This is a genomic window from Pseudomonas sp. AK106 (assembly GCF_053903055.1).
In genome coordinates, this window is sequence record NZ_CP096426.1 from 5,370,980 (window position 1) to 5,385,847 (window position 14,868).

The 14,868-nt window shown below is 61.8% G+C and carries 13 protein-coding genes; 4 read left to right on the forward strand and 9 right to left on the reverse strand.

Annotated elements, in window-relative coordinates:
- Positions 1-145: 145 nt before the first annotated feature.
- Both argA and argE read right to left on the reverse strand, forming a co-directional pair.
- Positions 146-1,444, reverse strand: coding sequence for an amino-acid N-acetyltransferase (gene argA, locus M1E04_RS23525; RefSeq protein WP_065987444.1), 1,299 nt, complete (start codon positions 1,442-1,444; stop codon positions 146-148).
- Between the two features lie 160 nt (positions 1,445-1,604).
- Positions 1,605-2,753 carry an acetylornithine deacetylase gene (argE, locus tag M1E04_RS23530; RefSeq protein ID WP_456292134.1) on the reverse strand — a complete coding sequence of 383 codons (1,149 nt, stop codon included), beginning with the start codon at positions 2,751-2,753 and terminating at the stop codon, positions 1,605-1,607.
- 165 nt (positions 2,754-2,918) lie between these two features.
- On the opposite strand from argE, the gene M1E04_RS23535 reads away from it, so the two are divergent.
- Positions 2,919-4,286 carry a CYTH domain-containing protein gene (locus tag M1E04_RS23535; RefSeq protein ID WP_456292135.1) on the forward strand — a complete coding sequence of 456 codons (1,368 nt, stop codon included), beginning with the start codon at positions 2,919-2,921 and terminating at the stop codon, positions 4,284-4,286.
- A 649-nt stretch (positions 4,287-4,935) separates the two neighbouring features.
- Here M1E04_RS23535 and M1E04_RS23540 read toward each other — a convergent pair.
- Positions 4,936-5,406 (reverse strand): Lrp/AsnC family transcriptional regulator, encoded by a 471-nt coding sequence (locus M1E04_RS23540; RefSeq protein ID WP_065987447.1) that lies wholly within the window; start codon positions 5,404-5,406, stop codon positions 4,936-4,938.
- Positions 5,407-5,553: 147 nt separating this feature from the next.
- On the opposite strand from M1E04_RS23540, the gene M1E04_RS23545 reads away from it, so the two are divergent.
- Together M1E04_RS23545 and M1E04_RS23550 are read left to right on the forward strand one after the other, a co-directional pair.
- Entirely contained in the window at positions 5,554-5,901 is a 348-nt protein-coding gene (locus M1E04_RS23545; protein WP_065987448.1) for a hypothetical protein, read from the forward strand.
- Between the two features lie 112 nt (positions 5,902-6,013).
- Positions 6,014-7,798: a GspE/PulE family protein gene (locus tag M1E04_RS23550; RefSeq protein ID WP_065987449.1), complete on the forward strand. Its 1,785-nt coding sequence runs from the start codon at positions 6,014-6,016 to the stop codon at positions 7,796-7,798.
- On the opposite strand, the gene M1E04_RS23555 is transcribed toward M1E04_RS23550, so the two are convergent.
- Both M1E04_RS23555 and M1E04_RS23560 read right to left on the reverse strand, forming a co-directional pair.
- Complete coding sequence (locus M1E04_RS23555) at positions 7,799-8,848, reverse strand: L-idonate 5-dehydrogenase (protein WP_456292136.1); 1,050 nt, start codon at positions 8,846-8,848, stop codon at positions 7,799-7,801.
- Between the two features lie 14 nt (positions 8,849-8,862).
- The gene (locus M1E04_RS23560) at positions 8,863-9,633 is read right to left on the reverse strand and encodes a glucose 1-dehydrogenase (protein WP_456292137.1); all 771 of its coding nucleotides are present in this window, start codon (positions 9,631-9,633) and stop codon (positions 8,863-8,865) included.
- A gap of 276 nt (positions 9,634-9,909) precedes the next feature.
- On the opposite strand from M1E04_RS23560, the gene M1E04_RS23565 reads away from it, so the two are divergent.
- Positions 9,910-10,227, forward strand: a complete 318-nt coding sequence (locus M1E04_RS23565; RefSeq protein WP_065987516.1) for a DUF2388 domain-containing protein — start codon at positions 9,910-9,912, stop codon at positions 10,225-10,227.
- Between the two features lie 96 nt (positions 10,228-10,323).
- Here the strand turns inward: M1E04_RS23565 and gcvH are convergent, their stop codons facing one another.
- The 4 genes from gcvH to M1E04_RS23585 all read right to left on the reverse strand — a co-directional run bounded on the left by gcvH (position 10,324) and on the right by M1E04_RS23585 (position 14,752).
- Positions 10,324-10,707 (reverse strand): glycine cleavage system protein GcvH, encoded by a 384-nt coding sequence (gene gcvH, locus M1E04_RS23570; protein ID WP_065987452.1) that lies wholly within the window; start codon positions 10,705-10,707, stop codon positions 10,324-10,326.
- Between the two features lie 65 nt (positions 10,708-10,772).
- Positions 10,773-11,855 (reverse strand): glycine cleavage system aminomethyltransferase GcvT, encoded by a 1,083-nt coding sequence (gene gcvT, locus M1E04_RS23575; RefSeq protein ID WP_192130710.1) that lies wholly within the window; start codon positions 11,853-11,855, stop codon positions 10,773-10,775.
- Positions 11,856-12,009: 154 nt separating this feature from the next.
- Positions 12,010-13,626 carry an ABC transporter permease gene (locus tag M1E04_RS23580; RefSeq protein ID WP_369318271.1) on the reverse strand — a complete coding sequence of 539 codons (1,617 nt, stop codon included), beginning with the start codon at positions 13,624-13,626 and terminating at the stop codon, positions 12,010-12,012.
- A gap of 124 nt (positions 13,627-13,750) precedes the next feature.
- Positions 13,751-14,752, reverse strand: a complete 1,002-nt coding sequence (locus tag M1E04_RS23585) for an extracellular solute-binding protein (protein ID WP_456292138.1) — start codon at positions 14,750-14,752, stop codon at positions 13,751-13,753.
- Positions 14,753-14,868: the final 116 nt, after the last annotated feature.

The following is a 14,868-nucleotide window of genomic DNA, read 5'->3' on the forward strand; positions in this document are numbered from 1 at the left end:
TGGCGCTCCACCTTGCTCGCGAAAGCGGTGTCTCAGGCGAGGGAGATGTATCGTCTGACCTGCCCCTTCGCGAGCAAGCTCGCTCCCACAAGGGTTGTATCGAACCGAAAATGCGCGTCAGGCTTCAGGCCCTGACGCGCTTCGCTTAGATCGCCTTCTCGAAAATCTTCGAATTACGCTGGTAGTTGTACAGTGACGCACGTGCGCTGGGCAGGCGATCGACGCTGCTGGCCTCGAAACCGCGCTCCTGGAACCAGTGCGCCGTACGCGTGGTGAGGACGAACAGGGTTTTCAGACCCAGCGCCCGGGCGCGTTCTTCGATGCGTTCAAGCAGCTCGTCGCCGCGCCCGCCGTGGCGATACTCGGGATTCACTGCCAGACATGCCAACTCACCCGCGTCGGAATCGGCAATCGGGTACAGCGCCGCGCAGGCGATGATCAGGCCTTCGCGCTCAACCACGCTGAACTGCTCGATTTCCCGCTCCAGCACTTCCCGCGACCGACGCACCAGGATGCCCTGCTCTTCCAACGGCGTGATGAGGTCGATGAGCCCGCCGACATCGCCGATCGACGCTTCGCGCACCAGCTCGAACTGCTCCTGGGCCACCAGTGTCCCGCCGCCGGCTCGGGTGAACAGCTCGGAGAGCAGCGCGCCGTCTTCGGCATAGCTGACGATATGGCTGCGCGCCACACCACCGCGACAGGCCTGGGCCGCGGCATCCAGCAGTTCCGCCTGGTAGTTGCTGCCCAGGCGCTGTAGGTGCGCGGGGACCTGTTGTGGACGCAGCTCACGGACCAATCGGCCCTGCTCGTCCAGCAAGCCTGACTCGGCGCCAAACAGCAGCAGCTTTTCCGCCCCCAGATCAATGGCCGCGCGCGTCGCGACGTCTTCGCAGGCCAGGTTGAAGATCTCGCCGGTGGGCGAGTAACCCAGCGGTGAAAGCAACACGATGGAGCGTTCGTCGAGCAGCCGGCTGATGCCCTTGCGGTCGATACGGCGCACTTCGCCGGTGTGCTGGAAATCGACGCCCTCGAGGACGCCGATCGGACGCGCCGTGACAAAGTTGCCACCGGTCACGCGCAACCGCGAGCCCTGCATCGGCGAGGCGGCCATGTCCATCGACAGACGCGCTTCGATGGCAATTCGCAGGGCGCCAACGGCGTCGATCACGCATTCGAGCGTGGCGAAATCAGTCACGCGCATGTCGTGATGGAAATGCGGCGTCAGGCCACGGGCCTGCAAGCGGCTTTCGATCTGCGGGCGGGAGCCGTAAACCAGCACGAGGCGCACGCCGAGGCTGTGCAGCAACACGAGGTCGTGGACGATATTGCCGAAGTTCGGGTGCGCCACGCCATCGCCCGGAAGCATGACGACGAAGGTGCAATCCCGGTGGGCATTGATGTAGGGAGACGCGTGGCGGAGCCAATTGACGTAATCGGGCATATCCGAAAGGAGCCTGTAGTGGATGGACGAAGGGGTGGAAGCACTCAAGACGGCATGAGCGTTATCGTCGGAACAGGCATCGCAACACGCGTACTCTCCTTTTCGGGTAATTCTCAGACAGGCCCTGACTCAACCAGCACGTGGGCGCATTCAAGGGCACTCAAGGGGTAGCCAGGCAGTAATGTTCGATCAATTGACGTAACAGACGCACTGTAGGCTGCAAACGTGACATTTCAAGATACTCACCGGGCTGGTGCGCACAGGCAATATCCCCGGGCCCCATCACGATGGTTTCACAACCAAGGCGCTGAAGATAAGGCGCTTCGGTGCCAAATGCCACTGCTTCGGCCGCATGACCGGTCAGACGCTCCGCGATTCGCACCAGTTCCGCATCGGCCCGTTCTTCAAAGGGAGACACCTCCGAAAACAGCGGCGCGTAGTCGATCTGTACTTGGTGCAGTTCGGCGACGGGCTGCAGTTTCTGCCGGATCGCGGCGCGCAGCACCTCGGGGTCCATCCCCGGCAGCGGGCGCAGGTCGAACTCCAGCGAGCATTGCCCGCAGATGCGGTTCGGGTTGTCGCCGCCATGGATGCAACCGAAGTTCAGGGTGGGTTGAGGCACGCTGAACTGCGGATTGCGGTATTGCTCCTGCCACTGTCGGCGTAGGCCTTTCAGTTCGCCAATGGCGTCGTACATGGCTTCCAGGGCGCTACGCCCCAGGCTCGGGTCAGAGGAGTGACCGCTGCGGCCGAGAATCTCGATGCGCTCCATCATCACGCCTTTGTGCAGGCGGACCGGCTTGAGGCGAGTCGGCTCGCCAATAACCGCCGCGCGGCCGAGCACGCCGCCCGCCGCAGCCAATGCCTTGGCACCAGCCATGGAGCTTTCTTCATCGCAGGTCGCGAGGATGATCAGCGGCTGTTTGAACGGCTGATCGAGCAGCGGCTGAAGCGCCTCAATGGCCAACGCGAAGAAGCCCTTCATGTCGCAGCTGCCCAGTCCTACCCAATTGCCGTCGACTTCGGTCAGTTTCAGCGGATCGGTCTTCCACAGCGCATCGTCGTAAGGGACCGTATCGCTGTGGCCCGCGAGCACCAACCCGCCGGGGCCGGTGCCATACGTTGCCAGCAGATTGAATTTGCCAGGGCTCACGTGCTGGATGTCGCAGGCAAAACCCAGATCGCCCAGCCAACCTGCCAGCAGATCAATGACGGCGCGATTGGACTGGTCGAGCGCGGGCTGCGTACAGCTCACAGACGGCGCGGCGATCAGGGCGGCGAACTGGTCTTTCATGGACGGCAACGGCATAGGCGACTCCGGTAATGGGGTACGACACGCCGGCCATCATAGGTCGATTGGCCCGCATGAATAAACTGTCACGGTTGATGTCCTGTACACTGCACGGCCCACGCAGCTGTGTCGATTCCGGCTGCGACCCCGTTATCAGCGATAGAGCGTTTGGATTCTCCGGCCATGCAGAAAGAAACCGAAATCAAACTCCGCGTCAGCCGCGAAACCCTCATAGCCCTGCGCGAGCACCCGTTGCTGAAGAAGCGCAACAAGAGCGGCTGGGAGCGGTTGGAGCTGTTCAATCAGTACTTCGACACCCCCGAGCGCGAGCTGGCCCATGCCAAGGTTGCGCTGCGCCTGCGCCGCGACGGCGACGCGATCATTCAGACCCTCAAGACCCGCGGCCAGAGCGTGGCGGGCCTGTCCGAGCGTAACGAATACAACTGGGATGTACCCAAAGCCAAGCTGGACCTGAAGAAGCTCGACGGCGAATGCTGGCCCGAGCAACTGGCAGATCTGGACAAGAAAACCATCAAGCCGGTGTTCACCACTGATTTCGTCCGCGAGAAAGCGGAAATCGCCTGGGGCCGTGGCAAGACCAAGGTGGTGATCGAAGCGGCGCTGGACCTGGGCAAGGTCGTCGCCGGCAAGCAGCAGGAAGAAATCTGCGAGCTGGAGCTTGAGCTGCGCGAAGGCGACCCTGCCGCGCTGCTGGAACTGGCTGCAGAGCTGGCCGAGAAGCTGCCGCTGATGCCCTGCGATATCAGCAAGGCCGAACGTGGCTATCGCCTGTTCGACGCCAGCAGCTACTCGATCAAGTTGCCGTCACCCGAGCTGCATGGCGAACTCTCCGTAGACGACGCGTTCAGCGCCATCGCCTGGTTCCTGCTCGGCAGCAGCCAGCGTCTGGCCGAGCAGTACCGTTTCAACGGTCACTGGAGCCTGTTGCAGGAATGGGTCGAAGTGCTCGCTGAATTGCGCGCTCTGGCCGGCAGCCTCGGTCAGGCCGCTCCGCGCGCCACGACCCATGACCTGCGCGCCGCGCTGGACGCTTTGCTGGAAGACTGGCGCACGCTGGTGCTGGCTGGCCAGGAAGACGGCGACGTACGCGCCGCCGCCCATGAGCAGTTCATCGAAGAGTTGCAGGACACTCGCTGGGGTCTGTTCTCGCTGACCACCTCGCGCTGGTTGATGGCGCGCAGCTGGACGGTGGAGCGCAACAACCGTGGCAATCGTCAGGGCCACGCGATGCTCAGCAGTTGGGTACCGCGTTTCCTGGGTGATGAAGCCACCGCGCTGAACCTGCCGCGCTACCAGCAACAGCCGGAAGATCTGGCCGAGCAACTGCCACGCATCGAACGCCTTCAGGTCTGGCTGCATTACGCCCGCCAGGCCCTCGACCTGCCTGAGCTGGATCGCTTGTACGGCGAGTTGAACAAGCTAGAGCAACTGGCGCATCTGGACATCACCGACGAAATCCTCGATGCCCGCGTCCAGCAAACCATCACCGTGCTGCAAAGCCGGGCGTGGAAGACATTGTTGAAATTGTAAGGCGCTGGCAGTAGGACCGGCTGACGCTGTTTTGGTAGGACCGGCTTCAGCCGGGAAGAGGCCAGTGGCCGCACCTTAATTTTTGTGGTGTGTCCACCGGCGCCTTCCCGGCTGAAGCCAGTCCCACTAAAGGCACGCGGCGTGTCAGTAGGACTGGCTTTAGCTGGGAAGTGGCCAGTAACAGCACCCTCAATTTTTGCAGTGTGCCTACCGACGCCTTCCCGGCTAAAGCCAGTCCTACGAAAGGCATGCGTGTGTCAGTAGGACCGGCTTCAGCCGGAAAGTGGCCAGTGGCCGTCCCTCAGTTTTTGCAGTGTGCCTACCTACGCTTTCCCGGCTAAAGCCAGTCCTACGAAAGGCACGCGGTGTGTCAGTAGGACCGGCTTTAGCCGGGAAGAGGCCAGTAACAGCACCCTCAATTTTTGCAGTGTGCCTACCTACGCTTTCCCGGCTAAAGCCAGTCCTACGAAAGGCATGCGTGTGTCAGTAGGACCGGCTTCAGCCGGGAAGTGGCCAGTGGCCGCCCCTCAATTTTTGTGGTGTGCCTACCTACGCCTTCCCGGCTGAAGCCGGTCCCACTAAAGGCAAGCGGTCCTACGAAAGGCATGCGTTGTGTCAGTAGGACCAGCTTCAGCCGGGAAGAGGCACCCTATCGGCCAATCGGCAAGCTCGTCGTCGATTTGATCTCAGACAGCGCCACTGTCGAGTTCACTTCCTGAATGCCCGGTACCAGCGAGAGCTTTTCGAAGAAGAATCGCTCATACGCCTCGATATCCGGCGTGACGATGCGCAGCAAAAAGTCCACCGACCCCATCAGCACATAACACTCCAGCACTTCGGGAAAGCCACGGATCGCTTCGGTGAATTCAGTGAAATTGGACCGACCGTGGGCGTTGAGCTTTACCTCTGCAAAAATCTGCGTATTCAGGCCAATCTTCTTGCGATCCAGCAGCGTCACCTGCCGCCGGATCACGCCCTCCTCCTTGAGCCGCTGGATCCGCCGCCAACAAGGAGACTGCGACAGGCCGACCTGCTCGGCAATCTGCGCGCTGGACAGCGACGCATCCTCTTGCAGCAGCGCCAGAATCTTCCGGTCGTAGGCATCCAGCTCGATTTGCATAGTCAATTCCTGAAAGCAGTCCACTGCACATAAACAAGTCCCATATAGCCTAATACAGCGCATCTTCGATCAGAAATTTCTTTTCCCGCGTGTAAAACTTTCTGCCAATCAACGTCATTGCAACGACGAGGTCGTCAGGAGACTCCCATGCCGCATTTCGAACCCGCCAGCCCCGCCCCCTTTCGCAACGATGCCTGGTCTGTCGGCAACGCTCATTGCCTGTCGCGCTATCAAATCCTTGCCGAGGCAGAAGCTGACGTACTCTGCCGGCTGCTCAACCTGTTCGCGATGCAGTACCTGATCCCCCAACAGGTCAGCGTGCTGCAGCAGGACGGCATGCTGATGGTGAATGTCGAGGTGGGCGGCATGACGTGGCACCGCGCTCAGGTGATTGGCGAAAAAATGCGCAACCTCATCAGTGTTTGCTCGGTCGAACTTGAACCCATGGGTGATTTGCACGTCGTAACCGAGGTTGTCTCACTCGCCGCCAGTTGAGCGCACCGAAAATATTGGCAACGCTTCGCTACCGGCAGGGCGTCACAACTGGCACGCTTGGGACTACTCTTGCTCATCACCGAAGTAAGCCGTCTCGTCCGAAGGAGCCCGCATGTCCGTCCTCGCCTCATCATCTCAGGACCGCTGGCTGGATCTGAACGAAGTATTGCGTGACCTCGTCGCGCAGGGATACCTCGACCAGGACAACGCCGAATATGCGCTCACGCTGCGCCGAGCCGCGCAGAATCTCCACGCCCACCCGCTCGAACTCATCGCCACCCAGCAGTTCGATAACCACAAGCGGCCCGGCAAGAAACTCGACCTCGAAACCCTCACCGCCTGGCTGGCTGAGCAAGCCGGCCAGCCGTATCTGCGCATCGATCCGCTGAAGATCAACGTCGCCGCCGTCACGCCGTTGATGTCCTACGCCTTCGCCCAGCGCCACAAGATTCTCGCGGTGGACGTCGATCGCGACGCGGTGACCATCGCCAGCGCGCAACCGTACGTGAGTGCGTGGGAAGCCGACCTGACCCACGTACTGAAGATGCCGATCAAGCGCGTCGTCGCCAATCCCGTCGACGTGCAGAAACTGGCCGTGGAGTTTTACCGGCTGGCGAAATCGGTCAGCGGCGCGAGTGCCAGCGATCAGAAAATCAGCAACATGGGTAACTTCGAACAGCTGCTCAAGCTCGGCGCCAGCGATCAGGAGCCGGACGCCAACGACGCGCACATCGTCAATATCGTCGACTGGTTGTTCCAGTACGCCTACCAGCAGCGGGCGAGCGATATTCACATCGAGCCCCGCCGCGACGCCGGTACTGTCCGCTTCCGCATCGACGGCGTGCTGCACAACGTGTATCAATTCCCGCCGCAAGTGGCGATGGCCGTCACCAGCCGCCTGAAAAGCCTGGGCCGCATGAACGTGGCCGAGAAGCGCAAGCCGCAGGACGGCCGGGTGAAGACCAAAACGCCTGACGGTGGCGAGGTGGAGCTGCGGCTGTCGACGCTGCCCACGGCTTTCGGCGAAAAGATGGTCATGCGGATTTTTGACCCGGAAGTGCTGCTCAAGGACTTCGACCAGCTCGGATTCTCCGGCGATGACCTGCGTCGCTGGGAGGGCATGACCCGACAGCCCAACGGCATCATTCTAGTGACCGGCCCGACCGGTTCCGGCAAGACCACCACGCTGTACACAACGCTGAAGATGCTGGCGACGTCGGAGGTGAACCTCTGCACCATCGAGGACCCGATCGAGATGGTGGAGCCGGCGTTCAATCAGATGCAAGTGCAGCACAACATCGACCTGACCTTTGCCAGTGGTGTCCGCGCGCTGATGCGGCAAGACCCGGACATCATCATGATCGGCGAGATTCGCGACCTGGAGACCGCAGAAATGGCGATCCAGGCGGCGCTGACCGGTCACTTGGTGCTGTCGACGCTGCACACCAACGACGCGCCCAGCGCCATCAGCCGTCTGCTGGAGCTGGGCGTGCCGCATTATCTGCTCAAGGCGACGATCCTCGGCGTGATGGCGCAACGTCTGGTGCGGACGCTGTGCCCGCACTGCAAGGCGCCGATCGAAATGGATGAGGTCGACTGGCAAACCCTGACGCGGCCTTGGCAGGCGCCCGTGCCAAGCGGCGCGCACCGGGCAGTGGGTTGCGCGGAGTGCCGCGACACGGGTTATCGCGGGCGTGCGGGGGTGTACGAGATCATGCTGATGTCCGACGCCGTGAAGTCGCTGATCACGGCGGACCTGGACCTGACGGCGTTGCGTCGCCAGGGCTTCAAGGACGGCATGCGCAGCCTGCGGTTGTCCGGCGCGCAAAAGGTCGCGGCAGGGCTGACGACGGTCGAAGAGGTGCTGCGTGTGACACCGCAGAGCGAGCAGCGTTAGTTACTGGTCCGGCACCCCGAAATCCAGCACGACTTTCATCGCTTGCTGCTTGTCCCCGGCCAGCTCGAACGCCTGGACCGCGTCGTGAAACGCGAGGGTGTGGGAGATCACTGGCGTGACGTCGATGACTTTGCGATTGAGCAAGTCCACCGCCTGGGCGAATTCGGGGTGGAAGCGAAAGGTGCCGCGCAGGTCGATTTCCTTGCCCACCACCAGATTTAGCGGAATCGCCACATCGCCACCGAGCCCGACCGTCACCACAATCCCGCGCGGGCGCATGCACGTCAGGCCATCGCGCAAGGCGTGGGCGCTGCCGGAGGCCTCGAACATCACGTCGAAATAACCCTTGTCGGCGGTATAGCGCGCCAGTGCTTCGGGCTCGTCGCGCAGGTTGTGGGTTTCGCTGGCGCCCATGCGCCGCGCGCACGCCAGCGCGCTGTCGCTCAGGTCTGCGGCAATGATCTGCAACGCACCCGCCGCGCGCAGGCTGCCGATCAACAAGTTGCCGATCGGGCCGCAACCGGTCACCAGCACGCGCTTGCCGAACACGCCGCCGGCGCGCTGGATCGCGTGAAGCCCGACCGACAAAGGCTCGGCCAGTGCGCCTTCAGCCATCGTAGTGGTCGGCGCCAGCACATGAGCCTGGCTTGACTCGATCACCAAGTGCTCGCGAAACGCGCCCTGAATGTGCGGAAACGGCATCGCGCTGCCGTAAAAACGCATGTTCAGGCAATGGTTGGGCAGGCCTTCGTGACAGTATTTGCAGTCGCCGCACGGCCGTGACGGTGACACGGAGATCCGTTGCCCGACGCTGAAAGCGCTCTGCGCGTCGCCGACCTCCTCGATAACCGCCGAGATTTCATGGCCGAGGACCATCGGCTCTTTCAGCCGAACCGCGCCGAAACCGCCGTGCTGGTAGTAGTGAAGGTCCGAGCCGCAGATACCGCCGCGAGCAACGCGAACCCGCAACTGGCCGGCAGAAAGCGGCAATGCTTCGTTGCCGGGCTCGACACGCAGGTCTTTCGCGGCATGGCAGACAATCGCTTGCATGGTCATTCTCCGGATTACAGCGATGCCGTGATGGCACCGTCGACGTAAAGGATGTGGCCGTTGACGAAGCTGGCCGCGTCAGAAGCCAGAAACACCGCCGCGCCTGCCAGTTCAGACACTTCGCCCCAACGGCGGCTCGGCGTCCGCTGCACCAGCCAGTCGCTGAATTCGGCGTTGGCCACCAGCGCAGCGTTCAGTTCGGTCTTGAAGTAGCCCGGCCCGATTCCGTTGACGTTGAGGCCGAACGGGCCCCAGTCGATCGCCATGCCCTTGGTCAGCATCTTCAGCGCGCCCTTGCTTGCCGTGTACGGCGCAATACCCGGGCGGCCCAGCTCGCTCTGCACCGAACAGATGTTGATGATGCGCCCGCGCCCACGGGGGATCATGCAGCGCGCGACCGCTTGACCGACGAAGAACGCGCTGTCGAGGTTGGTGCGCATCAGCTCGTGCCAGTCCGCTTCGGCAAACTCCGCCAGCGGCCCGCGCCGCTGGATGCCCGCGTTGTTGACCAGGACTTCCAGCGGCCCGACGCGCGCCTCGATGTCCTGAACCGCAGCGGCGACCGCCGCGCTGTCCGTCACATCAAAACGCTGGGTGTGGACCGCATGCCCCTCGGCCGTCAACGCTTGGCCGGCCGAATGCAATGTCTCGGCGCTGCGGCCGTTGAGCACGACGGTGGCGCCCGCTTCGGCCAGGCCTCGCGCGATCGCCAGTCCGATGCCTGCGCTGGAGCCGGTGATCAGGGCCACCCTGCCGTCGAGACGAAAACTTTCCAGAACAGCCATGACGCTCTCCTATTGTTTTTGTGGCGTTAATCTCGATTGGCTGCGCCAGCTGTTCTTCCTGTCAGATACGGAAGGTTCGCTGCGCAGAGTGCAGTCACCTTACTCTGCCCGATCAACTTCCCACCGTCATCAACGGTGACTCCATGAACGTTGATGAACTCCAGGAACCGGGCATTTTTGCAGAGCGGGGTGCTATGACCCCCTGTGGGTGGGGAACTAGAACGGGAGATGGCGTATCAAATCGTTTCAGAACAAACCAACATCGGAGTAGCCGTCATGCGTCTTAAACTTGCTGTAGCCACGTTAGCCTTGCTTTCCCTGCCGGTCGGTTCAGCAATGGCCGACGGTTTTCTGCGGGATGTGCTTTCGTCTGGTGCCACAACCGGCTCCACCTACCTCACCTTTCGTCACCACAAGCTGATCGTCGCGGCGCAAGACGACGCTGGCAGCTTCGTGGCCAGCAACGGCGAAATCCGTGGCCCGTACCTTGAAGCGGCGATGGATCAAGTGCGCAAAGATAACCCGGCCCTGAAGGCATCGGACATGGACCTGGCAAACGCCATCCTGGCGAAGAATCTGGTTGCCGAGCAATAAGTCAGACACATCGGGATGAATTGGCGTTCTGACGCCGATCTCGCTCGCAAAAAAAGCCGCTCATGTGAGCGGCTTTTTTGTGCCTGACCGATGGGCTTATTCGGCGATCAGCGCCTTGTAACCGGCTGCGTCGAGCAGCTTGTCCAAGTCGGCGGCATTGGCTGGCTTGACCTTGAAGATCCACGAATCGTAAGGCGAGTTGTTCAGTGCCTCTGGCTCACCCGACAGCACCTCGTTGACTTCAACGACTTCGCCCGCCACTGGCGAGTAGATGTCAGATGCAGCCTTTACCGACTCAACGACACCGGCCTGATCACCTGGTGCCGAGAAAACTTTACCCACTTCAGGCAGCTCGACGAACACGACGTCACCCAGCGCTTCCTGCGCATGATCGGAAATACCGACAACGATCAGATCACCCTCTTGCTTGGCCCACTCGTGGCTCTCGGCAAAACGCAGTTCGGCGGGAATAGTGCTCATGTTCTTATCCTCTCTACTTCATCAGGTCAGCGGAAAAACCCGCCAGGGATGGCTTTCAAATCAGGTTATATCAGGGCCTTGCCGTGACGCACGAATGCGGGTCGAACCACTCGGACCGGGTACCACTTGCCCCGGATTTCCACCTCGGCACGGTCAGCGGTGGCCATCGGCACTCGCGCCAGCGCGATCGACTTGCTTAGCGTAGGAGAGAAACTACCACTGGTGATCTCTCCTTCGCCAACTTCCGCTATCCGGACGACCTGATGAGCGCGCAAAACGCCCCGCTCTTCGAGGACCAGTCCTACAAGCCTTGATGAGATGCCTCGCTTTCGCTCCGCATCGAGTGCAGAGCGCCCGATGAACTCGCGCTCTTCAGGCATCCACGCCACCGTCCAGGCCATGTTGGAGACCAGCGGCGAGACCTGCTCGTCGATTTCCTGACCATACAGGTTCATGCCCGCTTCCAGACGCAGCGTATCGCGTGCGCCCAGTCCGATCGGGGAAATGCCGGCGCCGACCATGTCGTTGAAGAAACTGCAGGCTTCGGTGGCTGGCAGGATGATCTCCAGGCCGTCTTCACCGGTGTAACCCGTGCGGGCGATGAACCAGTCGCCTTCCTGCTGACCTTCGAAGGGTCTGAGGGTGTGGATAAGCGCGGTGCGTTCCTGATTGACCAGTTCGCCGATCTTCTGCCGGGCGTTCGGTCCCTGAATGGCGAGCATCGCAAGCTCCGAGCGGTGCTTGACGCGCACGTCGTAGCCGGCAAGGTTGGCGTTCATCCAGTCCAGGTCCTTGTCGCCGGTGGCTGCGTTGACCACCAGTCGATAACCCTCGTCGGTCAGGTAGACGATCATGTCGTCGACGATACCGCCGTGGGTGTCGAGCATTGCGCTGTAAAGCGCCTGCCCGGTCTGTTGCAATCTACCGACGTCGTTGGCCAGCAGATGCTGCAGCCAGGGCTTGGCCTGACTGCCGGATACGTCGAGCACATGCATGTGCGACACGTCAAAAATCCCGCAGTCCCGGCGCACCTGATGGTGCTCCTCAACTTGGGAGCCGTAGTGCAAGGGCATGTCCCAACCACCAAAATCGACGAGCTTCGCGCCAAGCGCGAGGTGCAGGTCAAAGAGGGGCGTACGCTGTCCCATGGGTTTCTCCTTCCGGGCGTGGCGAAGACGCGGTCAATGGCAATCCCGCAAATCCCCCGTGAATTGGGGTCTGAAACCTTTGCTAATCTGAGGAATTGTCTGACAGACCGAGTCGATTGCGGCGCATTGTAGCCGCAAGGTTGGGACCCCGCACCTAACCAATCGGCTTGGCCGAACGTCTGATCAAACCGATGACCGGGAGCAGCCCGACCAGCACCAGGGTCAGCGCAGGCAAAGCCGCACGCGCCCACTCACCTTCGCTGGTCATTTCGAAGACGCGCACGGCCAGCGTGTCCCAGCCAAACGGGCGCATGAGCAGCGTGGCGGGCATTTCCTTGAGGACGTCGACGAAGACCAGCAGCGCAGCGCTCAACGTGCCGGGTATGAGCAGCGGCAGATAAATCCTGAAAAACAATCGCGGCCCGCTGACCCCCAGACTGCGCGCGGCTTCGGGCAGTGACGGGCGAATCCGCGACAGGCTGTTCTCGAGCGGCCCGTACGCGACCGCGATAAAACGCACCAGATACGCAAGCACGAGCGCCCCCAGACTGCCCAGCAGCAACGGTCGGCCAGCGCCGCCCAGCCAGCTAGATAAGGGCACGACCAGTTCCCGGTCCAGATAACTGAACGCCAACATGATCGACACCGCCAGCACCGAGCCGGGCAGCGCATAGCCAATGTTGGCGACGCTGACGCCCGAGCGGATGGCGCGGGTGGGGGCGAGACGCCGAGCAAACACAAGGATCATCGCCACGCAGACCGTGACCAGCGCAGCGATGCCGCCCAGATAAAGCGTGTGCAGAATCAACCCGGCGTAGCGCTCGTCGAGGTCGAAACGCCCGCGCTGCCAGACCCAGACAATCAACTGCAACAGCGGCACCACAAACGCGCAGGCGAACACCAGTCCACACCACGTGCTGGCGGCGGCAGCTTTTAATCCATGCAGGTGATAGAGGGCCTTGACCCGCGGACGCTCGTTGCTCGGCCGGCTCGCGCCCCGTGCGCGATGCTCGCCGTACAGCAGGACCATGACCGCCAACAGCAACAGGCTCGCCAGCTGCGCGGCGCTCGACAGGCTGAAGAAGCCATACCAGGTTTTGTAGATCGCTGTAGTGAAGGTGTCGAAGTTGAACACCGACACCGCGCCGAAATCCGCCAGGGTTTCCATCAACGCCAACGCGACACCGGCACCGATCGCCGGCCGTGCCATGGGCAATGCCACGCGCCAGAACGCTTGCCACGGCGACTGCCCCAAAATGCGCGCGGCCTCCATCAGGCCTTTGCCCTGTGCCAGAAATGCCGTGCGCGCCAACAGATACACGTAGGGATAGAACACCAGCACCAGCACGATAATCACGCCGCCGGTGGAGCGCACTCGCGGCAGACGCAGGCCGGAACCGAACCACTCGCGCAGCAGCGTCTGCACCGGGCCTGCGAAATCCAGCAAACCCACAAAGACAAACGCCAGCACATATGCCGGGATGGCAAACGGCAGCATCAGTGCCCAGTCCAGCCAGCGGCGCCCTGGAAACTCACAAAGCGCCGTCAGCCACGCCAGACTCACGCCCAGCAGCGTGACGCCCAGCCCCACGCCAATCACCAACGTCAGGGTGTTGCGCAGCAACCGCGGCATCTGGGTTTCCCAGAGGTGGGACCAGATCTGCTGATCGATGGTTTGCCAGGAAAACAGCAGAACGCTTAACGGCAGCAGCACCAGCGCGGCAATGCTGAAAACCAGGGGGTACCAGCGACGCTGGGGAGAGTGGGCCAAGGGGGTTACTCATGGAGAGTTGCGGGTTGCCGAAGCCCTCGGTGGGAGTGACCGGGGTGGCGCTCCCACAGGGTCTTTGTCAGGATGCAAAGCCGGCGTTAACCCGGCCTTCTTTCGCGAAAGATCAGTTCCAGCCAGCGCGGTCCATCATGCGAATCGCCTCGGCCTGCCGCCGACCGGCCACTTCAACCGGGATCGTGTCCGCTTTGAATGCGCCCCAGCTCGCCACTTCTTCAGAGGGCGCCACTTTCGGGTTGGCCGGAAATTCCTGATTGGTGCCGGCGAATATGGTCTGGGCTTCAGGGCCCGTCATCCATTCCACCAACGCTTTGGCGGCGTCTGGGTGGGGCGCGTGCTTGGTGAGGCCAATGCCGGAAAGATTAACGTGCACGCCGCGATCCGACTGATTGGGCCAGAACAGGCGCACGGCGAGATCCGGATTGTCCTTGTGCAAACGGCCGTAGTAGTAGGTGTTGACGATGCCGACGTCGCATTGGCCGGCATTGATGGCTTCCAGCACCGCGATGTCATCGGAGAATACGTCGGTCGAGAGGTTGTTCACCCAGCCCTTGAGAATCTTCTCCGACGCCTCGGCCCCGTGAGTTTCGATCAGCGTGGCGGTCAGCGACTGGTTGTAAACCTTTTTGGCGGTACGCAGGCAAAGACGCCCTTCCCACTGTTTGTCGGCCAGGGCTTCGTAGGTGGTGAGTTCTTCAGGTTTGACGCGATCGGTGGAGTAGGCAATGGTCCGCGCGCGCAGGCTCAGGCCGGTCCAGCTGTGGGTGGAAGAGCGGTACTGGGACGGAATGTTGGCGTCGATGACCGGCGAAGTGAACGGCTGCAGGATGCCCATTTGCTCAGCTTGCCAGAGGTTGCCCGCGTCGACGGTGAGCAGCAGGTCAGCCGTTGCGTTCTGGCCCTCGGCCTTGATGCGCTGCATCAGCGGCGCTTCCTTGTCGGTGATGAACTTGACCTTCACGCCGGTCTTGGCGGTATAGGCATCGAACACCGGTTTGATCAGCTCATCGATTCTGGAGGAATACACCACCACTTCATCTGCGGCCTGGGCGGTGCTGCCGAGCACGGTTAACGCCAGGGCAGCCAAAAGACGCTTGCTCGCCTGCATGCAGGTTCTCCTGATTCGAGAGAGGGGAAAAACGAGGCGAAATGGTAGTGAATCGCATCTGCCATCTCAACCGAAGTCAGGATTGAGGCGTTACCGGATGTTGCGAGATGCTGGCG